This window comes from Aeromicrobium chenweiae, assembly GCF_003065605.1.
Taxonomy (GTDB): Bacteria; Actinomycetota; Actinomycetes; order Propionibacteriales; family Nocardioidaceae; genus Aeromicrobium; species Aeromicrobium chenweiae.
The window spans coordinates 173,521-193,016 of sequence record NZ_CP026952.1; the positions used below are offsets into that span (position 1 = coordinate 173,521).

The 19,496-nt window shown below is 70.9% G+C and carries 21 protein-coding genes; 14 read left to right on the forward strand and 7 right to left on the reverse strand.

The features are described from left to right. Window positions 1-80: 80 nt before the first annotated feature. Both C3E78_RS00815 and gabT read right to left on the reverse strand, forming a co-directional pair. Complete coding sequence (locus tag C3E78_RS00815; protein WP_108576533.1) at window positions 81-1,514, reverse strand: NAD-dependent succinate-semialdehyde dehydrogenase; 1,434 nt, start codon at window positions 1,512-1,514, stop codon at window positions 81-83. Beyond that, window positions 1,511-2,845, reverse strand: a complete 1,335-nt coding sequence (gene gabT / locus C3E78_RS00820) for a 4-aminobutyrate--2-oxoglutarate transaminase (RefSeq protein WP_108576534.1) — start codon at window positions 2,843-2,845, stop codon at window positions 1,511-1,513. The genes C3E78_RS00815 and gabT overlap by 4 nt, the downstream gene beginning before the upstream one ends. 70 nt (window positions 2,846-2,915) lie before the next feature. Here gabT and C3E78_RS00825 point away from each other — a divergent pair, with 70 nt between their 5' ends. Further along, the gene (locus tag C3E78_RS00825; RefSeq protein WP_108576535.1) at window positions 2,916-3,806 is read left to right on the forward strand and encodes a LysR family transcriptional regulator; all 891 of its coding nucleotides are present in this window, start codon (window positions 2,916-2,918) and stop codon (window positions 3,804-3,806) included. A 111-nt stretch (window positions 3,807-3,917) separates the two neighbouring features. Continuing rightward, window positions 3,918-5,051 carry a ScyD/ScyE family protein gene (locus C3E78_RS00830; protein ID WP_108576536.1) on the forward strand — a complete coding sequence of 378 codons (1,134 nt, stop codon included), beginning with the start codon at window positions 3,918-3,920 and terminating at the stop codon, window positions 5,049-5,051. Between the two features lie 56 nt (window positions 5,052-5,107). On the opposite strand, the gene C3E78_RS00835 is transcribed toward C3E78_RS00830, so the two are convergent. Next, complete coding sequence (locus C3E78_RS00835; protein WP_108576537.1) at window positions 5,108-5,461, reverse strand: DUF3817 domain-containing protein; 354 nt, start codon at window positions 5,459-5,461, stop codon at window positions 5,108-5,110. A 55-nt stretch (window positions 5,462-5,516) separates the two neighbouring features. Between C3E78_RS00835 and C3E78_RS00840 the strand changes: the two genes are divergently transcribed. Next, window positions 5,517-6,161, forward strand: coding sequence for an ACT domain-containing protein (locus C3E78_RS00840; protein WP_108576538.1), 645 nt, complete (start codon window positions 5,517-5,519; stop codon window positions 6,159-6,161). On the opposite strand, the gene C3E78_RS00845 is transcribed toward C3E78_RS00840, so the two are convergent. After that, window positions 6,158-7,039: an SDR family oxidoreductase gene (locus tag C3E78_RS00845; protein WP_108576539.1), complete on the reverse strand. Its 882-nt coding sequence runs from the start codon at window positions 7,037-7,039 to the stop codon at window positions 6,158-6,160. The two genes, C3E78_RS00840 and C3E78_RS00845, sit on opposite strands and share 4 nt — an antisense overlap. 104 nt (window positions 7,040-7,143) lie before the next feature. Between C3E78_RS00845 and C3E78_RS00850 the strand changes: the two genes are divergently transcribed. The 4 genes from C3E78_RS00850 to pntB all read left to right on the forward strand — a co-directional run bounded on the left by C3E78_RS00850 (window position 7,144) and on the right by pntB (window position 11,904). Beyond that, window positions 7,144-8,049, forward strand: coding sequence for a 1,4-dihydroxy-2-naphthoyl-CoA synthase (locus C3E78_RS00850; RefSeq protein ID WP_108576540.1), 906 nt, complete (start codon window positions 7,144-7,146; stop codon window positions 8,047-8,049). Between the two features lie 156 nt (window positions 8,050-8,205). Beyond that, window positions 8,206-8,880, forward strand: a complete 675-nt coding sequence (locus C3E78_RS00855) for a VC0807 family protein (protein WP_135804883.1) — start codon at window positions 8,206-8,208, stop codon at window positions 8,878-8,880. A gap of 81 nt (window positions 8,881-8,961) precedes the next feature. Beyond that, a complete protein-coding gene (locus C3E78_RS00860) occupies window positions 8,962-10,506 on the forward strand; it encodes a Re/Si-specific NAD(P)(+) transhydrogenase subunit alpha (RefSeq protein ID WP_108576542.1) in 1,545 nt (514 codons plus the stop codon). A 9-nt stretch (window positions 10,507-10,515) separates the two neighbouring features. After that, entirely contained in the window at window positions 10,516-11,904 is a 1,389-nt protein-coding gene (gene pntB, locus C3E78_RS00865; RefSeq protein WP_108576543.1) for a Re/Si-specific NAD(P)(+) transhydrogenase subunit beta, read from the forward strand. 9 nt (window positions 11,905-11,913) lie between these two features. Here the strand turns inward: pntB and upp are convergent, their stop codons facing one another. After that, window positions 11,914-12,555, reverse strand: a complete 642-nt coding sequence (upp, locus tag C3E78_RS00870) for a uracil phosphoribosyltransferase (protein ID WP_108576544.1) — start codon at window positions 12,553-12,555, stop codon at window positions 11,914-11,916. Window positions 12,556-12,626: 71 nt separating this feature from the next. Here upp and C3E78_RS00875 point away from each other — a divergent pair, with 71 nt between their 5' ends. The 7 genes from C3E78_RS00875 to C3E78_RS00905 all read left to right on the forward strand — a co-directional run bounded on the left by C3E78_RS00875 (window position 12,627) and on the right by C3E78_RS00905 (window position 18,567). After that, the gene (locus C3E78_RS00875; protein WP_108576545.1) at window positions 12,627-13,088 is read left to right on the forward strand and encodes a tRNA adenosine deaminase-associated protein; all 462 of its coding nucleotides are present in this window, start codon (window positions 12,627-12,629) and stop codon (window positions 13,086-13,088) included. Between the two features lie 14 nt (window positions 13,089-13,102). After that, complete coding sequence (locus C3E78_RS00880) at window positions 13,103-13,534, forward strand: nucleoside deaminase (protein ID WP_108580683.1); 432 nt, start codon at window positions 13,103-13,105, stop codon at window positions 13,532-13,534. A gap of 177 nt (window positions 13,535-13,711) precedes the next feature. After that, the gene (locus C3E78_RS00885) at window positions 13,712-14,740 is read left to right on the forward strand and encodes an NADPH:quinone reductase (protein ID WP_108576546.1); all 1,029 of its coding nucleotides are present in this window, start codon (window positions 13,712-13,714) and stop codon (window positions 14,738-14,740) included. Further along, window positions 14,737-15,708 (forward strand): LLM class flavin-dependent oxidoreductase, encoded by a 972-nt coding sequence (locus tag C3E78_RS00890; protein ID WP_108576547.1) that lies wholly within the window; start codon window positions 14,737-14,739, stop codon window positions 15,706-15,708. The genes C3E78_RS00885 and C3E78_RS00890 overlap by 4 nt, the downstream gene beginning before the upstream one ends. 6 nt (window positions 15,709-15,714) lie before the next feature. Further along, a complete protein-coding gene (locus tag C3E78_RS00895; RefSeq protein WP_108576548.1) occupies window positions 15,715-16,767 on the forward strand; it encodes a GNAT family N-acetyltransferase in 1,053 nt (350 codons plus the stop codon). Between the two features lie 97 nt (window positions 16,768-16,864). Beyond that, entirely contained in the window at window positions 16,865-17,968 is a 1,104-nt protein-coding gene (locus C3E78_RS00900; protein WP_108580684.1) for an LLM class flavin-dependent oxidoreductase, read from the forward strand. Then, on the forward strand, window positions 17,965-18,567 hold the full coding sequence (locus C3E78_RS00905) for a CE1759 family FMN reductase (protein ID WP_108576549.1): 603 nt from the start codon (window positions 17,965-17,967) through the stop codon (window positions 18,565-18,567). Before C3E78_RS00900 ends, C3E78_RS00905 begins: the two co-directional genes overlap by 4 nt. Before the next feature lie 24 nt (window positions 18,568-18,591). On the opposite strand, the gene C3E78_RS18685 is transcribed toward C3E78_RS00905, so the two are convergent. Beyond that, complete coding sequence (locus tag C3E78_RS18685; protein WP_268916163.1) at window positions 18,592-18,726, reverse strand: hypothetical protein; 135 nt, start codon at window positions 18,724-18,726, stop codon at window positions 18,592-18,594. A gap of 150 nt (window positions 18,727-18,876) precedes the next feature. After that, window positions 18,877-19,494 (reverse strand): nucleoside/nucleotide kinase family protein, encoded by a 618-nt coding sequence (locus C3E78_RS00910; RefSeq protein ID WP_108580685.1) that lies wholly within the window; start codon window positions 19,492-19,494, stop codon window positions 18,877-18,879. Window positions 19,495-19,496 lie beyond the last annotated feature (2 nt).

The following is a 19,496-nucleotide window of genomic DNA, read 5'->3' on the forward strand; positions in this document are numbered from 1 at the left end:
GCTGAGCCTGACGTTTCGACCGGGACACGCCTGGCGTGTCTGCAGAAACGTCAGGGCCAGCGGGGTCGGCCCGAGGCGGGTCAGTCGGGCCAGGCGATGCTGAGGTACTGGGTCTCCTGGAACTCCTCCAGGCCGGCCCGGGCACCCTCGCGGCCGATGCCGCTCTGCTTCATCCCGCCGAACGGGGCCGCCGGGTCGGACACCAGGCCGCGGTTGACGCCGACCATGCCCGCCTCGATCGACTCGCCGAGCCGCATGCCGCGCTGGAGCTCGCCCGCGTAGACGTACGCCGCGAGGCCCATCTCGGTGTCGTTCGCCAGGGCGATGACTTCCTCGTCGGTGCTCCAGGTGACGATCGGCGCGACCGGGCCGAAGATCTCCTCGTGGACGATCTCCGCGTCGGCCGGGACGTTGCTGAGGACCGTCGGCGGGAAGTAGAAGCCCTTGCTGTCGGCGGGGACGGACGCCTGGTGGGTGATCTTCGCCCCCGCCTCCAGAGCCCCGGCGAGCAGCGCGTGGGTGTCGTCGACCGCCTTGGCGTTGATCATCGGACCGATGTCCGAGCCCTCGCTGGCCGGGCCGACGGTGAGCGCCTCGACCTTCGCGCCGAGCTTGGCGGTGAACTCCTCGACCACGGCCTCGTGCACGTACAGCCGGTTGGCCGCGGTGCAGGCCTGGCCGCCGCCGCGGAACTTCGCGATCATCGCGCCCTCGACCGCGGCGTCGATGTCCGCGTCGTCGGTGACGATGAAGGGGGCGTTGCCGCCGAGCTCCATCGAGGAGTTCACGACGCGTTCGGCGGCCTGCTTCAGCAGCACGCGGCCGATGCCGGTGGAGCCTGTGAACGAGATCTTGCGGACCCGGGCGTCCTCGAGCCAGGTGCCGACGATCTTGCCGGCCGACTTGGACGGGACGATGTTGACGACGCCTTCAGGCGCGCCCGCCTCGACCATCAGCCGGGCGATCGCGAACGTCGTCAGCGGCGTCTCGGACGCGGGCTTGATGACGACCGTGCACCCGGCGGCCAGCGCCGGGGCGATCTTGCGGGTCGCCATCGCGGCCGGGAAGTTCCACGGCGTGACGAGCGCCGCGACGCCGACCGGGTGGTGGGTCACGACGGTGCGGGTGCCCCCGGCCGGCGAGGAGCCGTAGTCGCCGCCCATGCGGACGCCCTCCTCGGCGTACCAGCGGAAGAACTCCGCGGAGTACGCCACCTCGCCCTTGGCGTCGGTCAGCGACTTGCCGTTCTCGGCCGCGATCAGCGCGCCGAGCTCGTCCTGGTCGCGGATCATCAGCTCGTACGTCCGGCGCAGGATCTCGCCGCGCTCGCGCGGGGCGACCTTGCGCCACGAGATCAGGGCGGCGGCCGCGGCGTCGACCGCAGCGGTCGCGTCCTGGACGCCGCCGTTGGAGACGGCGCGGATCGGTTCGCCGGTCGCGGGATCGACGACGTCGAACTCCCCGTCGGCGCCGGGCAGCCACTCGTTGTTGATGAACACGTCTGTCACGGTCATGCTGTTGCCTCCTCGAAAGCGGTGGTCAGGACGTCGAGCGCCTCGGTGAGCAGCTCGTCGCTGATGGCGAGCGGCGGCAGGAACCGGAGCACGTTGCCGTACGTCCCACACGTCAACACAATCACGCCGCTCCTATGGGCGCTCGCCGCGACCTGGCGCGCGAGCTCGGCGTCGGGCTCGGTCGTGCCGGGCTTCACCAGCTCGACGGCGACCATCGCGCCCCGCCCGCGGACGTCGCCCACGCGGTCGTCGTCGGCCTGCAGCCGGTTGAGCCGGTCGAGCATGAGCCGCCCGATGTCGCCGGCGCGCGCGACGAGCCCCTCGGCCTCGATCGTCTCGATGGTGGCGAGCGCCGCGGCGCACGCGAGCGGGTTGCCGCCGTACGTCCCGCCGAGGCCGCTGACGTGCGAGGCGTCCATGATGTCGCCGCGACCGGTGACGGCCGAGAGCGGGAGACCGCCGGCGATGCCCTTCGCGGTCACGATCAGGTCTGGGACGACGCCCTCGTGGTCGCACGCGAAGAGGTCGCCGGTGCGGGCGAACCCGGTCTGCACCTCGTCGGCGATGAACACGACGTCGTGCGCGGCGCACCACTGTGACAGGGCGGGCAGGAAGCCGTCGGCCGGGACGATGAAGCCGCCCTCTCCCTGGATGGGCTCGATGACGACGGCGGCGAGGTTGGCGGAGCCGACCTGCTTCTCGATCACGTCGATCGCGCGCTCGGCCGCGGTCTGGCCGTCCACGTCCTTCTCGTCGCGGAACGGGTAGGACAGCGGTGCGCGGTAGATCTCCGGCGCGAACGGCCCGAAGCCACTCTTGTACGGCATCGACTTCGCGGTCATCGCCATCGTCAGGTTCGTGCGCCCGTGGTACGCGTGGTCGAACACCACGACGGCCTGCCGCCGGGTGTGAGCGCGGGCGATCTTGATCGCGTTCTCGACGGCCTCGGCGCCGGAGTTGAACAGGGCCGACCTCTTCTCGTGGTCACCGGGGGTCAGCCGGTTGAGCGCCTCCGCGACCGCGACGTAGCCCTCGTACGGCGTGACCATGAAGCACGTGTGCGTGAACGCCTCGACCTGCTCGCGGACGGCCTCGACGACCCGGGGCGCGCTGTTGCCGACGGTCGTCACCGCGATGCCCGAGCCGAGGTCGATGAACGAGTTGCCGTCGACGTCCTTGACGATGCCGCCACCGGCCTCGACCGCGAACACCGGCATGGTCGTGCCGATGCCTCGGGCGACGGCGGCGTTCTTGCGCGACATCAGCTCCAGCGAGCGGGGGCCGGGGATCTCGGTGACGAGGTGGCGACGTTGTTCGAGGGAGGCAGGCATGATGCCATCCTCTCGGCGGCGGTCTATGCCGTCCAATACTCATCACTGATCGCGACTATGCTCCGCAGGCATGGAACTGCGCACCCTGGGCTACTTCGTCGCCGTGGCCGAGACCGGCTCGGTCAGCGCCGCGGCGGAGGTGGTCCACGTGACCCAGCCCGCCATCTCCCGGCAGCTGCGTCAGCTCGAGACCGACCTCGGCGTGGACCTGTTCTCCCGTTCGGCCGGGCGGCTGCGGCTCAGCGCCGCCGGCCGGGAGTTCCTGCCCCACGCCCAGGACGTGCTGCGTCGCGCGGCCGGTGCGCGGGCCGCCGCCAAGTCGTACGCCGCGGGCCGGCTCGAGAGCCTGACGATCGCGGCGCCGACGACGACGCTGACCGACGTCATCGCCCCGTTCCTGGCCACGCTGCACGCGGACGACCCCATGCCGACCGTGCTGGAGTCGGACCCGCACGAGGCGTACGCGGCGCTGCGGCACGGCGCGGACCTGGCGATCGTGACCGAGCCGCCGCGCGGTCCGCTCGCCAGTGCGGCGATCGCCGTGCTTCCGGTGTGGGCCTTCGTGCCGGCCGGCCACCGGTGGGCCACGCAGGACACGATCCGCCTGCGGACGCTGGTGGAGGAGACGCTGCTCGTGCTGACGCCCGGCTTCCGTCCCCGCCAGATCCTCGACCTCGCGCTCGACCGCGCCGGCGTCAGCGCCGCGTCCGTCGTCGAGTGCAGCAACCCGCAGGTTGCGCAGGCCCTCGCCGCGGCCGGCCGCGGCGTGGCCGTGGTGACCGACGACGCGCGCTTCGACCTGCACGGCCTGGAGGTCCAGGGCCGCGACGGGCCCCTGCGGATCGAGCTGTTCGCGGCCTGGGAGCCCGAGCACCACGCGGCAGCGACCTTGGACGCGCTGGCCGGGCGGCTGCGGGACTTCTGCGTGCAGCGCTACGGCGCCGACGTCGCGCCCCGTTGATTTCACGGATCTTTCACGCCGACGCTGTACGACCCGGCGGGCGCGGGCTACCTTGGCGCGTGGGGGGACAGAGAGACGGGCTCCACCACCTGCGGAAGGAAGACGTCTCTCATGAAACGCTCACCCGTGGCCCTGCTCGGAGCGGCAGCTCTTGTCGCCGGCAGCGCCCTGTTCTCCAGTCCGGCAGCCGCCGGCGGGCACGGCCAGCCCGGCTCGCCACGCACTGTCGCCGACGGCCTGCTCACCCCGTTGAAGCTGGCGGTCAGCCAGCACGGCCGCATGTACGTGTCCCAGAACTTCGCCGGCGAGCTCACCCGGATCTTGCCGAACGGCACGAAGACGCCCGTCGTGACGGTCCCCGGCGAGGAGGTCGGCGGCGTGTCCGAGCACCGCGGCACCGTCTACTGGACCACGACCGGCGAGGGGTCGGCCAAGGTCTTCGCCCAGCGGCCCGGTCGCGGACCGCAGCAGATCGCCGACCTGTTCGCGTACGAGAGCACGCGCAACCCCGACGCACGGACGACGTACGGCTTCCGCGACCTCCCGCAGGCCTGCGCCGCGCAGTTCCCCGCCAGCAGCCCCGCGTCCTACACCGGCATCGTCGAGAGCCATCCGTACGCGACGCTGCCGGCCGGTCGCCGGACCCTCGTGGCCGACGCGGCAGCGAATGCGATCTTCTCGGTCGGTCCCCGCGGCCAGGTCAGGACGCTCGCGACCCTGCCGGCGGTCGGCACCGTCGCGACCGCCGAGGCGCTGCAGGCGCAGGGCATGCCGGCGTGCGCGGCCGGGCACACGTACTACTTCGAGTTCGTCCCGACCGACATCGAGCGCGGCCGTGACGGCTCCCTCTACGTGACGTCCCTGCCGGGCGGTCCCGAGGACGCGAGCCTGGGCGCGCGCGGCGGCGTGTTCAAGATCGACCCGCGCTCCGGCCAGGCCAGGAAGGTCGCCGGCGGTTTCGTCGGGGCCGTCGACCTGGCACTGCTCCCCGACGGGAGGATCGCCGTGGCCGAGCTGTTCGGTGGGGCGGACGGCGCCGGCCAGGTGACGATGGTGCGGCCACGGTCGTCGTACCGCCGCACGCTGGACCTCGCCTCGCCCGCAGCGGTCGAGTGGAAGGGCAGTCGGCGCCACGGCAGCCTGTACGTCACCACGGACACGTTCACCGGTGGGGAACCTGCCCCGGTCGGCAAGGTCCAGGTGCTGTCCTTCGGCTCGCACCGCAAGCACCACCACCGGCGCTGAGCGCTGCGTGCTGAGCGGGGTCGGGTGCTCCGGGTCGGCGACCCGGAGCGCCCGCCCTACGCCAGCGTGTCGGCGCGGACGGTGTCGCGGCGGGTCAGCAGGCCGTCCCGCTCGGCCTTCTTCTCGAACCAGATCGAGGCGAACGGGGGGATGGCCGCGAGCAGGGCGATCACGCCGGTCTTGATGTTCCAGCGGAACACGAAGAAGCAGATGACGCTCATGATGACGTAGAGCAGGAAGAAGCCGGCGCCGTGGACCATGCCGGCGACCGGGACGCCGCCCTCCTCGAGTCCGAAGGGCTCGGCGTCCAGGACCCACTTGCAGAACATGGCGGCGAGGAGGAGGAGCCACGAGAGGGCTTCTCCGAAGGCGACGACGCGGAACAGGGTGCGGATGACTGAGGGATTCACCCCTCTACGCTACCCGCGTAACAGTGGGGAAATGACCGGCGGTGACAATGGTCATATGGCATTCCTGTTGCGCGTCGTGCTCCCCGATGTGCCCGGATCACTCGGCACCCTCGCGACCGCTCTGGGTGGTGCTGGCGCGGACATCGAGGCCATCGAGATCGTCGAGCGGCGCTCGGACGGCACGGTCGTCGACGACGTGCTGCTGGAGCTGCCGGCCCGGGTCATGCCGGACGCGCTGATCACGGCCTGCCACCGGCTCGAGGGCGTCACGGTCGACTGGATCTCGCGCTACAACGCCGGGGCCAGCCTGAGCATGGACCTGGAGGCGGTCGAGCGGTTCACGGAGGCGCCGCCGCACGCGATCCAGCGTCTGGTCGAGGTCGTGCCGGAGACCTTCCGCACGGACTGGGCGATGGCCCTCAAGCGGCTGGACGGTCGGGCACACGTCATCGCCAAGTCCGCCACCGCGCCCGAGCTGGTCGAGGAGGCGGTGGACTGGTTGGGCATCCGCGGGGCCAAGGCCCTGCGCGAGGTCCCCGCGTGGGACTCCACACTGCTGGCCGCGTGCCCCGCGCGGGACCGCCGCGGCGACGCCCTCGTCGTCGTGGTCGGGCGCCACGGCGGACCGGAGTTCCTCAAGTCCGAGCTCGCCCGCCTCGGCCACATGGTCTCGTTGGCCGCCTCGGTCCAGGCGGTCTAGTCGGCAGGCTCCGTCTCGGGGACGTGGGCGTGGTGGAACCGGCCGAGGGCGTCCACCTCGCGCTCGAGGTCGGGCACCGTCTTGCGCGCGATCCGCTTGAGCACCGGCCACGCCAGCGGCGAGTTGGTCAGCGCCTTGGTCCAGCTGGCCAGCAGCACGCCCTTCGGGACGTACACGCGGCTCTTGCGCCTCGCCATGCCGACGAGGATCAGCTCGACGCACTCCTCAACGCTCGTCGTGCTGTTGGCGGGGTAGGGCAGCTTGCGCCGCACCTCGCGGAACGCCGGCAGGTCCTTCTCGGCGTTGCGGACGATGTCGGTGTCGATCCACGACGGGTGGCAGATGCCCACCTCGATGCCCAGGTGGGCGACCTCCTGCTTGTACGCCAGCGCGAGCGACTCCGCGCCGGCCTTGCTGGCGTTGTACGACGCGAGGCCGGCGAGGGCGGTGAACGAGGCGAGCGACGCGACCACCAGCGCGTACCCGTTGGTGCGCTCTAGGTGCGGGGTGGCGTACTTCAGGGTGCGGAAGACGCCGTTGACATTGATGTCGACGACCCGTTCGAAGGCGCTGTCGTCGATCTGCCGGACGGTGCCGTACGACGCGATGCCGGCATTGGCCAGGACGACGTCGATCCGGCCGAAGTGCGCTGCCGCGGCGTCGATCGCGGTCTGGACCTGCTCGCCGTCGCGGACGTCGGCCTCCCACCAGGCGGCGTCGTCGCCCAGCTCGTCGGCGAGCGCGGCGAGGAGGTCCGGCTCCAGGCCGACCAGCGCGACCCGGCCGCCCCGCTCGACGAATCCGCGCGCGACGCCGGCGCCGATGCCGCGCGCGGCGCCGGTGACCAGTGCGACCTTGCCTGCAAATGTGTCAGCCATGCGCGCCAACATACCGTCGGTATCCCGAATGTGCCATGGGCGATGTCACATAGGCTGGCGACACGGCCGCCGGACGGCGTACGCGCCGCTGTAATCTCGCGGGCATGACCGTCTCCGACACCTTCGATCCCTCCGCGTGGAAGGACGTCCCCGGCTTCGAGGGACTCACCGACATCACGTACCACCGCGCCGTCGACCACGGAACGGTCCGCATCGCGTTCAACCGTCCCGAGGTGCGCAACGCGTTCCGGCCGCACACCGTCGACGAGCTGCTGACGGTGCTCGAGCACGCGCGGACGTCCTCGGACGTGGGCTGCGTGCTGCTGACCGGCAACGGACCGGCGCCCAAGGACGGCGTGTGGGCGTTCTGCTCCGGCGGCGACCAGCGGATCCGGGGCAAGGTCGGCTACCAGTACGCCGAGGGGGCCACCGCGGACACGGTCGACAAGGGCAAGCTCGGCCGGCTGCACATCCTGGAGTGCCAGCGGCTCATCCGGTTCATGCCGAAGATCGTCATCGCGGTCGTGAACGGCTGGGCGGCCGGCGGCGGTCACAGCCTGCACGTCGTCGCCGACCTGACGCTGGCGTCCGCGGAGCACGCGAAGTTCAAGCAGACCGACGCCGACGTGGGCTCGTTCGACGGCGGCTTCGGCTCGGCGTACCTCGCCCGCCAGGTCGGCCAGAAGTTCGCCCGGGAGATCTTCCTGCTGGGTGACGAGTACTCCGCCGAGGACGCGCACCGCATGGGCATGGTCAACAAGGTCGTGCCGCACGCCGAGCTCGAGGCCGAGGCGCTGGAGTGGGGCCGCAAGATCAACGCCAAGTCACCCACGGCGCAGCGCATGCTCAAGTACTCGTTCAACCTCATCGACGACGGGCTGGTCGGCCAGCAGGTGCTGCTCGGCGAGACCACGCGCCTGGCGTACATGACCGACGAGGCGCAGGAGGGCCGAGACGCGTTCCTGGAGAAGCGCGACCCGGACTTCAGCGAGTACCCCTGGTACTACTGAGCGCTCACCGGGAGAGGGCATGTGGATGTCGGGAGGCGCGGTGGAGACACCGGACGTAGGCTGAAAAAGCCGAGAATCCCGGGCGAGCATCCTGCGCTTGCCGCTTCGGCGTACGTCGACAGCTGGTCATGATGGCCAGGGGCGGGCCGAATCGTCATGACAATCCTGGATGCTGCTGTTCCCCCTCCGCACGTGGTCGCGCCGCCGGCGCTGCGTGCCATCGTCGCGCGGGTCGTGACGCGCATCGCGATCGCCGTGGTGGCCCCGACCGTCCTGTTCGCGACGACCCTGGTGGTCCTCAACCTCTCCGCGGCGATGCTCGTCGCGCTGGGCTGGCTGATCGGGGCGATGTCGTGGCGGCACGCGACCGGTCGAGGGGTGTCGGGGCTGCTGGTGCTGACCCTCGCGATCTCGGTGGTCAAGACCAGCATCACGCTCGCGACCGGGAACGCCTTCATCTACTTCGTGCAGCCGGTGATCGTCGACGTGGTCGTCGCATCGCTCTTCCTCGGCTCACTCGCGCACAGCCGACCGCTGGCCGCTCGCATCGCACCGGACTTCTGCCCCCTGGACGCCGAGCTCGCGAGCCGGCCGGGGGTCCAGCGGCTGTTCCGGGGCCTGACGCTCATGTGGGGCCTGGTCATCCTGAGCAAGGGCGCGGTCACCCTCTGGCTGCTGATGTCGCTGTCGACCGTCGAGTTCGTCCTGGTCAAGAGCCCGGTGATCCTGACGCTCACCGCGACCGCCTCGGCGGTGACGATCGCGTGGTCCGTCGCGGTCGGCCGTCGCGAGGGTCTGTTCTGCAACGGGAGCGGTCAGCCCCTGTCCTGACGGGGCACTCGCCGTCCCGATGGTGAGACACGCGTCTCACCCGGTGGTCGCCCCACGTGGCAAGCCGATAGCGTTCGCCGAATGAGCGTCATCGGAGTTGTCACCGAGTCGGTGGCTGGTGAGACACGGGTGGCGGCGACGCCGGCAACCGTGACCCAGCTGATCAAGCTCGGCTACCAGGTGTTGGTCGAGTCGGGAGCGGGCGAGAAGTCGTCGTTCACGGACGAGGCGTACGTGGAGGCAGGCGCGTCGATCGGCGCCACCGCCGACGTGTGGCGCAGCGAGATCGTGTTCAAGGTCAACGCCCCGACGCCCGCCGAGATCGGCCTGCTGGCCGACGGCGCGACGCTGATCAGCCTGATCAGCCCGGCACTGAACCCCGACCTGGTCGAGCAGCTGTCGTCCCGTCCCATCACGGTGCTGGCGATGGACGCGGTCCCGCGCATCTCGCGTGCGCAGTCGATGGACGTGCTGTCGTCGATGGCGAACATCGCCGGCTACCGCGCGGTCGTCGAGGCAGCGAACGTGTTCGGCCGGTTCTTCACCGGACAGATCACCGCCGCGGGCAAGGTGCCGCCGGCCAAGGTCCTGGTCGCCGGAGTCGGCGTCGCCGGACTGGCCGCGATCGGCACCGCCAACAGCCTCGGTGCGATCGTCCGGGCGACCGATCCGCGCGCGGAGGTCGCCGACCAGGTCAAGTCGCTGGGCGGCGAGTACCTCGCGGTCGAGGTCGAGACCGAGCAGTCGACCGACGGGTACGCCAAGGCGACGTCGGAGGAGTACGACCGCCGCGCCGCGGAGATCTACTCCGAGCAGGCCGCCGAGGTCGACATCATCATCACGACCGCGCTGATCCCGGGCCGTGCGGCCCCGGTGCTGATCACCGAGGCCGACGTGGCGTCGATGAAGCCCGGCTCGGTCATCGTGGACATGGCTGCGGCCAACGGCGGCAACGTCGTCGGCTCGAGGCCCGGCGAGGCCGTCGTGACCCCCAACGGCGTGACGATCCTGGGCTACACCGATCTCGCGGGACGCCTGCCCACGCAGGCCTCGCAGCTGTACGGCACCAACCTGGTCAACCTGATGAAACTGCTGACCCCGGCCAAGGACGGCCAGCTCGTCCTGGACTTCGACGACGTCGTGCAGCGCACGATCACGGTGGTCCGTCAGGGTGAGACGACATGGCCGCCGCCCCCGGTGCAGGTGTCTGCGGCCCCGGCCGCCGCGCCGGTCGAGGTCGCCGAGCCCAAGCCCCCCAAGGCCCAGCTGACCCAGCGCGCCAAGCTGGGCCTGGTCGGCCTCGGCGTGCTGGCTCTGTTCCTGGTCAACGCGTTCGCGCCCGATCCGCTGCCCGAGCACTTCACCGTGCTGACGCTGGCGATCGTGATCGGCTATTACGTGATCGGCAAGGTGCACCATGCGCTGCACACGCCGCTCATGTCGGTGACCAACGCGATCAGCGGGATCATCGTCGTCGGCGCGATGCTGCAGATCGGCATCGACGGCGACGGCGAGAACGGCACCGTGATCCAGGTGCTCGCGTTCGTCGCGATCCTGCTCGCCAGCATCAACGTCTTCGGCGGATTCGCCGTGACCCGTCGCATGCTCAGCATGTTCTCGAAGTAGGGGCTGACCATGGATTCCGCAAGCATCGCCACCGCCGCGTACATCGTCGCGTCGCTGCTGTTCATCCTGTCCCTGGCGGGGCTGTCCAAGCACGAGACCGCCTCGCAGGGCGTCCTGTTCGGCATCTCCGGCATGACGATCGCCCTCGTCGCGACGTTCATCCTGGTCGCCGACCTGGCCGAGACCACCTCGGTCGTCCTGCTGCTCATCGCCGTGGTCATCGGCGCCGCGATCGGCCTGTGGCGCGCCCGCGTCGTCGAGATGACCGGGATGCCCGAGCTCATCGCCCTGCTGCACTCGTTCGTCGGCCTCGCCGCGGTGCTGGTCGGCTGGAACGGCTACCTGGAGCACCAGTCGTTCGGGCTGCAGTCGCTCGAGGACATCCACAACGCCGAGGTGTTCGTCGGCGTCTTCATCGGCGCGGTCACGTTCACCGGCTCGATCGTGGCGTTCCTCAAGCTGTCGGCGCGCATCAAGTCGAACCCCCTGATGCTGCCGGGCAAGAACTACATCAACCTCGGCGCGCTGGTCCTGTTCGTCGCGCTGACGGTCTGGTTCGTCATCAGCCCCGCCCTGTGGCTGCTGATCGCGGTCACCGTCGTTGCCCTGGCGCTCGGCTGGCACCTCGTGGCCTCGATCGGCGGCGGCGACATGCCCGTCGTCGTGTCGATGCTCAACTCGTACTCCGGCTGGGCCGCCGCCGCGTCGGGCTTCCTGCTCAACAACGACGCGCTGATCGTCACCGGCGCACTCGTCGGGTCCTCGGGTGCGTACCTGTCGTACATCATGTGCCAGGCGATGAACCGCTCGTTCATCTCGGTCATCGCCGGCGGCTTCGGCATCGAGGCCGGTCCCGCGGACGACAAGGACTACGGCGACTACCGCGAGATCACCGCCGAGGACACCGCCGAGCTGCTCAAGAACGCGTCCTCGGTGATCATCACCCCGGGCTACGGCATGGCGGTCGCGCAGGCGCAGTACCCGGTCGCGGACCTGGTGCGCAAGCTCCGCGACCGCGGCGTCGACGTCAAGTTCGGCATCCACCCCGTTGCCGGCCGCCTGCCCGGCCACATGAACGTCCTGCTGGCCGAGGCCAAGGTCCCGTACGACATCGTGCTGGAGATGGACGAGATCAACGACGACTTCAAGGACACCTCGGTCGTCCTGGTCATCGGCGCCAACGACACCGTCAACCCCGCCGCGACCGAGGACCCGTCCAGCCCCATCGCGGGCATGCCGGTCCTGACGGTCTGGGAGGCCGCCGACGTCGTGATCTTCAAGCGGTCGATGGCCACGGGCTACGCGGGCGTCCAGAACCCGCTGTTCTTCCGGGACAACTCGCAGATGCTCTTCGGTGACGCCAAGGAGCGCGTCGAGGACATCCTCAAGGCGCTGTAGGGGTCGGGGTCAGTCGGCGACGCCGTACAGGCGGTCGCCGGCGTCCCCGAGGCCCGGGACGATGTAGGCCCGCTCGTCGAGGCCGTCGTCGAGGCCCGCGGTCACGAGGGTCACCGGCACGTCGACCCCCTGGAGGTCGGACTCGATGCGCGAGATGCCCTCGGGCGTGGCCAGGATCGTGATGGCGATGATGTCGTTCGCGCCGCGCTTGACCAGGAAGTTGATGGCTGCGGCGAGCGAGCCGCCGGTCGCCAGCATCGGGTCGAGGACGTAGCACTGGCGTCCGGTCAGGTCGTCGGGCAGGCGCTCGGCGTAGGTCACCGCCTCCAGCGTCTCCTCGTTGCGGACCATGCCGAGAAAGCCGACCTCGGCGGTCGGGAGCAGCCGCTGCATGCCCTCGAGCATGCCGAGGCCCGCGCGCAGGATCGGGACGACGAGCGGGCGCGGCTCGGTCAGGCGTACGCCGCGAGCCATCGCGACGGGGGTCTGGACGTCGACGGGCTCGACCCGGACGTCGCGGGTGGCCTCGTACGTCAGGAGGGTCACGAGCTCGTCGACCAGCCGCCGGAACGTGGGAGAGTCGGTGCTCTCGTCACGCAGCACGGTGAGCTTGTGCGAGATGAGTGGGTGGTCGGCGACGTGTACCTGCATGACTTGAGAGTAGCGTCGAGCATCCGCGACCTGTCACCATCGCAGGGAGACGTTCACAACAGGAGGCATCCGTGGCCGAGGACGACGTCGACTTCGCGGTTGCCGCCTACCGTGACGACAACCGGTGGCACGTGGTCGAGCTGAACCCGGACATCGCCGAGGACCTCGAGGAGCTGAGCGAGGCGCTCGCCCGGTTCCCCTCCGACGTCGGCGTGCTGGGGATCGTCTCGGTGAACGACGACTTCTTCGTGATCCTGCGGCGCTGGGGCACCGAGGTGCGCGCGATGCTGTCGGACGTGACCGCCGTCGAGGACTGGTCGCTGGCCGCGGAGGTCGCCGAGCTGCTCGACGTGGACACCGACGACGACGAGCCGCTCGCGGTCGGTGACATCGCGATCCTCAGCGACCTCGGGATGTCGGCCGCGGACCTCGGGGGGCTCTGCGACGACGAGGACCTCTACCCGGAGGACATCCTGATGGACGTGGCCGGCCGTCTCGGCTTCGCCGCCCAGCTCGAGGCCATCATCGGGTGACGTACGACCAGCTGATGGGTGAGGCGCTCGACCTCGCCCGCTCCGCCGTGGCCGAGGGGGACGTCCCCGTCGGCGCCCTCGTCGTCGACCCCTCCGGCGCGGTCATCGGCCGGGGCCGCAACACCCGCGAGCGCGACGGCGACCCGACCGGGCACGCCGAGATCGTGGCGATCCGGGAGGCGGCGGCTGCCCGAGGTGAGTGGCGCCTCGAGGGCTGCACGCTGGTGGTCACGCTGGAGCCGTGCACGATGTGCGCGGGCGCCATCGTCGCCGCACGCCTCGACCGGCTGGTCTTCGGCGCGTGGGACGACAAGGCAGGTGCGGTCGGCTCGTTGTGGGACGTGGTCCGCGACCGCCGGCTCAACCACCGCCCCGAGGTGCGGAGCGGCGTACGCGCCCCGGAGTCCACCGCGCTCCTCCAGGAGTTCTTCGCCACCCACCGCTGACCGCCGCGCCGGGGTTGACGGTTTCCCACGGTACCGTGGGAATTCGTCACTCCCCTCGTGTTGTGACCCGAGGGAAGTGACCAAACCCCACGGTCCCGTGGGAATCCGACACCGGTCGGACACCGGCCCGACGGCGGGCGGATGGAACATCTCGCGGGCGGTGGCGTTGCAACCGTCATGAGAGCAATCGTCTACAGCCAGACCGGGGCGCCGTCCGTCCTCCAGCTCGTCGAGCGTGAGGCCGCCGAGCCGGGAGCGGGCGAGGTGCGCGTGCGCGTCGTCGTGTCCGGGGTCAACCCGACCGACTGGAAGAGCCGCGCCGGCGCGACGGGCCAGGCGCTGGCGTTCCCGGAGATCGTGCCGAACCAGGACGGCGCCGGTGTCGTGGACGCCGTGGGTCCCGGCGTCGACACGGTCGCCGTCGGTGACCGTGTGTGGATGCTCCTCTCCGCCCACGGCCGACCCACCGGGACGGCGCAGGAGGTCGCGGTCGTCCCCGCGGACCGCGTCGTGCGGCTGCCCGACGGCGCGTCGTTCGACCTCGGCGCCTCGCTCGGCGTTCCCGCCGTGACCGCGCACCGCGCACTGACGGTGGCTGACGGCGGACCCACGCGCCTGACGCCGGATGCGCTCAAGGGACGCACGGTGCTCGTGGCCGGTGGTGCAGGCGCGGTCGGCCACGCAGCCATCCAGCTCGCGCGCTGGGCGGGCGCGACAGTCGTCACGACGATCAGCAGCCCGGCCAAGGCCGCGCTCGCGACAGCCGCCGGCGCGCACCACACCGTCGACTACACCGCGGGCGACGCGGCCGCCGCGATCCGCGAGGTCGCCCCGGACGGGGTGGACCTCGTCGTCGAGGTCGCGCCGGCCGTGAACGCACCGCTCAACCAGGCGGTCATCGCGAACCACGGAACCGTCGCGGTCTACGCCAACAACGGCGGCGACCGCATGGAGCTCGACGTCCGCGCGCACTTCGCGCTCAACGTCCGCTACCAGTTCCTCCTGCTCTACACGCTGACCCCGCAGGCGTTGCGGGCCGCTACGGAGGACATCACCGCGGCCGCCGAGGCCGGGATCCTGCCGGTCGGCGAGGACGCCGGACTGCCGATCGCCCGGTTCCCGCTGGAGCGCACGGCCGAGGCGCACGCCGCCGTTGAGGACGGCTTCGTCGGCAAGGTGCTGATCGACGTGTCGGACCCGGCGTGAGGCTCTCGCTGCTCGACCGGTCGAGGACCCGCGCGGGACATCCCGAGCGCGAGGGCCTGACCGGCTCGGTCGAGCGAGCCGTCAACGCCGAGCGGCTCGGGTACGACCGCTTCTGGGTCGCCGAGCACCACGCCGTCCCGGGCATCGCCAGCGGATCGCCGGCGGTCCTCCTCGCGGCGATCGGCGCCCACACCGAGAGCATCCGCATCGGCTCGGGCGGGGTGATGCTGCCCAACCACCAGCCCCTCGTCGTCGCCGAGCAGTTCCTCATGCTGGACGCGCTGTTCCCCGGCCGGGTCGACCTCGGCGTGGGCCGTTCGCTGGGGTTCACCGCCGCGGTACGCCGTGCCCTGCGGCACGAGCTGGACGCCGCCGACACGTTCGAGGACGACCTGGACGAGCTGCGTCACCTGCTCGACGGCGAGGCGGCGGTCACCGCGCACCCCGCGGCGACCGCACCGGTCCCGGTCTCGGTCCTGGCCACCGGCCAGGGCATGCAGATCGCCGCCCGCGCCGGTCTCCCGGTCGTGGTGGGCGGCCCGATCCTGATGAAGGACGCCGGCCGCGAGGCCATCGAGGCGTACCGGCGCGACTTCCGCCCCAGCAAGCAGGCCGCCGACCCGTACATCACGATCTCGCTCGACGTCACTGTCGCGGACGACGACGCGACCGCCCGCGAGCTGGCGCTGCCGGAGGCGTGGGCGATGGCCCGGTCCCGGCAGACGGGGGAGTTCCCACCCCTGGAGCCGGTCGAGTCGATCCGCGCGCAGCCGTGGACCTCGCAGGTCCGCCACCGCGTCGAGTCGTCCCTCGACAGCGCGGTCGCGGGCTCGCCCCGCACGGTCCGGCGGATGCTCGACGACCTCGCCGCCCGCACCGGTGCCGACGAGCTCATGGCGTCCACCTCCACCTACGACCGCGAGGCGCTGCTCGCCTCCGACGCGGCCCTTCGTGACCTCGTAGGCTGAGGCCCCATGACGTACGCGGTCGACGAGATCTCGATGCCCGAGTCGCTCGAGGCGGCGGGCGCCGAGCAGTTCCTGGAGTACGCCGCGGTGCGCAACGCGGTCGAGACCCACACCCTCGGCACGGGCCTGCTGTCGATGGCGCCGCCGGAGATCCTCGCGGAGTACCGCGACAACCCGCACCGCGTCCGCCGGCACTTCGTGGTCAGGGACGACGGCCGGATCGTCGGTCGGGGCATGGTCACGCTGCGTCCCCACGTGCCCGACAACGGCGCGTACCTGATGGTCGACGTCCTGCCCTCGCACCGCGGGCGCGGCATCGGCGCGGCGATCCTGCGGACGGTGGAGCAGGCCGCCGTCGAGTCGGCGGCGCACGTGCTGAAGGTCGCGGTGCCCCACTCCGCGGCTCCCGGCGGTGAGCGGCTCGCGTCACCGACCGGCTTCGGGGACGTGTCCGCGGCCGACGCGGGGGTGCGGTTCCTGACGTCGCACGGCTACGCGCTCGAGCAGATCACCCGCATCAGCACGCTCGACACCGCGGCCGCCGCCGTGCCGCGCGTCTCGGCCGGACCGGGCGCCGACCACCGCGTCATCACCTGGGTCGGGCCCACGCCGGCGGGATGGGTCGGCCACCTCGCGGTCCTGCGCACGCGGATGAGCACGGACGCCCCCTCGGCCGGCTTGGTGGCAGTCGCGGATCCGTGGGACGCCGCTCGGATCCGCGAGCACGACGAGCGGATCGCCGGCAGCGGGCGGACGATGCTGACCGCGGCCGTCGAGCACGTGCCGTCCGGCGCGCTGGTCGGGTTCTCCGAGCTCATCTGCTCCGATGCCGGGACGGTGGCGATCCAGGAGGACACGCTGGTGCTGCGTGAGCGCCGTGGGCGACGGCTGGGAACGGCCCTGAAGCTCGCGACGACGGACCTGCTGCTGCGTCACGCGCCCGAGGTCGAGGCGGTCGTGACCTGGAACGCCGAGGAGAACCGGCCGATGCTCGACGTCAACGAGGCGATGGGCTTCCGTGCGATCGGGTACGAGGGCGGCTGGCAGAAGCGGGTGTGAGCAGCGTGATCCGCGCGGGAATACGCGCGATGGTAATCTAGTTTAAGTTTCAACAAGCCCACTCAGGGACTTGGCGAAGGAGACCCGGATGACCAGCATGCAGTTCGGACTGTTCACGGTCGGTGATGTCACCCCCGATCCCACGAACGGCACGACGCCGACCGAGCACGAGCGCATCAAGGCGACGATCACGATCGCCAAGAAGGCCGAGGAGATCGGTCTGGACGTCTTCGCGACCGGCGAGCACCACAACCCGCCGTTCGTCCCGTCGTCCCCGACGACCACGCTGGCGTACATCGCCGCGCAGACCGAGAAGCTCATCCTGTCGACGTCCACGACGCTGATCACGACCAACGACCCGGTCAAGATCGCCGAGGACTACGCGACGCTGCAGCACCTGTCGGACGGCCGCATGGACCTCATGCTCGGCCGCGGCAACACCGCCCCGGTCTACCCGTGGTTCGGCTACGACGGCTCCAAGGCGGTCGAGCTGACCGTCGAGCACTACCACCTGCTGCGTCGCCTCTGGGACGAGGAGGTCGTCAGCTGGGAGGGCTCGTTCCGCACCCCGCTGCAGGGCTTCACCGCGACCCCGCGCCCGCTCGACGGCGTCCCGCCGTTCGTCTGGCACGCCAACATCCGTACGCCGGAGGTCGCCGAGCTCGCCGCGTTCTACGGCGACGGGTTCTTCGCGAACAACATCTTCTGGCCCAAGGAGCACTACATCCGGCTCATCAACTTCTACCGGCAGCGGTACGCCCACTACGGGCACGGCACGCCGGAGCAGGCGATCGTCGGCCTCGGTGGCCAGTTCTACATCCGCAAGAACAGCCAGGATGCGGTCAACGAGTTCCGGCCGTACTTCGACAACGCCCCGGTGTACGGTCACGGCCCGTCGTTGGAGGACTTCTCGGCGCAGACGCCGCTGACCGTGGGCAGCCCGCAGCACTTCATCGAGAAGACGCTGGCCTTCGCCGACTACTTCGGTGACTACCAGCGCCAGCTGTTCCTCGTCGACCACGCCGGCCTGCCGCTCAAGACGGTGCTGGAGCAGCTCGACGAGCTGGGCGAGGTGCTGCCGACCCTGCGCGCGGAGTTCGACGCCCGGCGTCCCGCGGAGGTCCCGGACGCACCGAACCACGAGGCGCGCGTCGCAGCCAAGCGGGCGTCCGCCGAGACCACCGAGGAGGTGTCCGCATGACCCGCGTCGTCGCCATCTCCTCGGGCCTCAGCGACCCGTCGTCCACCCGCATGCTCGCCGACCGGATCGTCGAGTCGATCGGCCGGCAGTCCGGTGACGTGTCCGTCGAGGTGGTGTCGCTGCGCGAGCTCGCGCACGACATCACCGACGCGTCCCTGATGGGGTTCGCCTCGCCGCGCCTGCAGGACGTCATCGACAAGGTCGTCGCCGCCGATGGCCTCGTGATCGCGGTGCCGATCTTCAAGGCATCGTACCCGGGACTGTTCAAGTCGTTCGTCGACGCGCTCGACAGCGACGTCCTGATCGGCAAGCCGGTGCTGCTCGCAGCGTCCGGCGGGACCGCCCGTCACTCGCTCGCGATCGACCACTCGCTGCGCCCGCTGATGGCGTACATGCAGGCGCTCGTCGTCCCGACCGGCGTCTTCGCGTCCCCGTACGACTGGGGCACCGACGGCTCGGATGCCCTCGGGGCCCGGATCGACCGCGCGGCGGGCGAGCTGGTCAGCCTGCTCAAGGGCGCCGGCACGGGGCGGGCGAAGGACGACGAGTTCGACCTGTTCAGCGACACGTTCCTCAAGGCGTCCAACCCGAACGCCTGACACCGGCGGTGACCGGTCCTCGGATCACCGAGGCCGGTTGCCCCGGGACCGCACCTTGCTGACCGCGGACTTGATCCGGGCCTGGTTCTGGGGCTTGCGGGCCTCCCGGTAGACCTTCTGGGCGATCCCGGCGGCGGCGATTCCACGAAAGAGCTTCATGTCCGTCCACTACCCCACGGACGGGGTTGCAGACGGTCGACCGCGCGGCTTTGTGCGACAGGTCGGTCTCGGTGGCGGTCCGGACCGAGGATGAGGGAAAGCGGCTGCTGCTCCTACCCGAAACCCTCATCGTCCGTCCCCCTCGGCGGCTCAGCCCTCGTGGATGACCAGGTCGGCGGTGTCGCGCCGGGCGATGACGCGGCGCGCGTTCGGCTCGTCGACGCGATCGACCCACGCCTGCGCCTCGTCGCGGCTCTTGCCGAACTTCACGTGGCGGTCGACGAGCCGGGCGCGCCGGCGGTCGTCGTCGAGGTCGACGAACCAGACCTCGTCCAGGGCCTCGCGGACCAGGGGCCACGGGTCGTCGGCGTCGAGCAGGTAGTTGCCCTCGGTCACCAAGACGCGCACGCCCGGGTCCACCGCGATCGCGGCGGCGATGGGCTGCTCCAGCGTGCGCTCGAACCCCGGCGCGTACACGGGGTGGTCGGTCTCGGTCCGAAGCCTGGCCAGCAGCGCGAGGAACCCGTACGCGTCGAACGTCTGGGGCGCACCCTTGACGTCGAGCAGCCCGCGCGCCCGGAGCACGTCGTCGGACAGGTGGAAGCCGTCCATGGGCACCCGCACGGCCGGGACGCCGTCGGCGGTCAGTCGCGATGCCAGCCGTTTCGCCACGGTGGTCTTGCCCGACCCGGGGGCACCGCAGATGCCGACGATCGTCCGGCCGTCGTCGGTGACCAGGTCGCGGACGCGGCCCAGCAGGTCGTCCACGC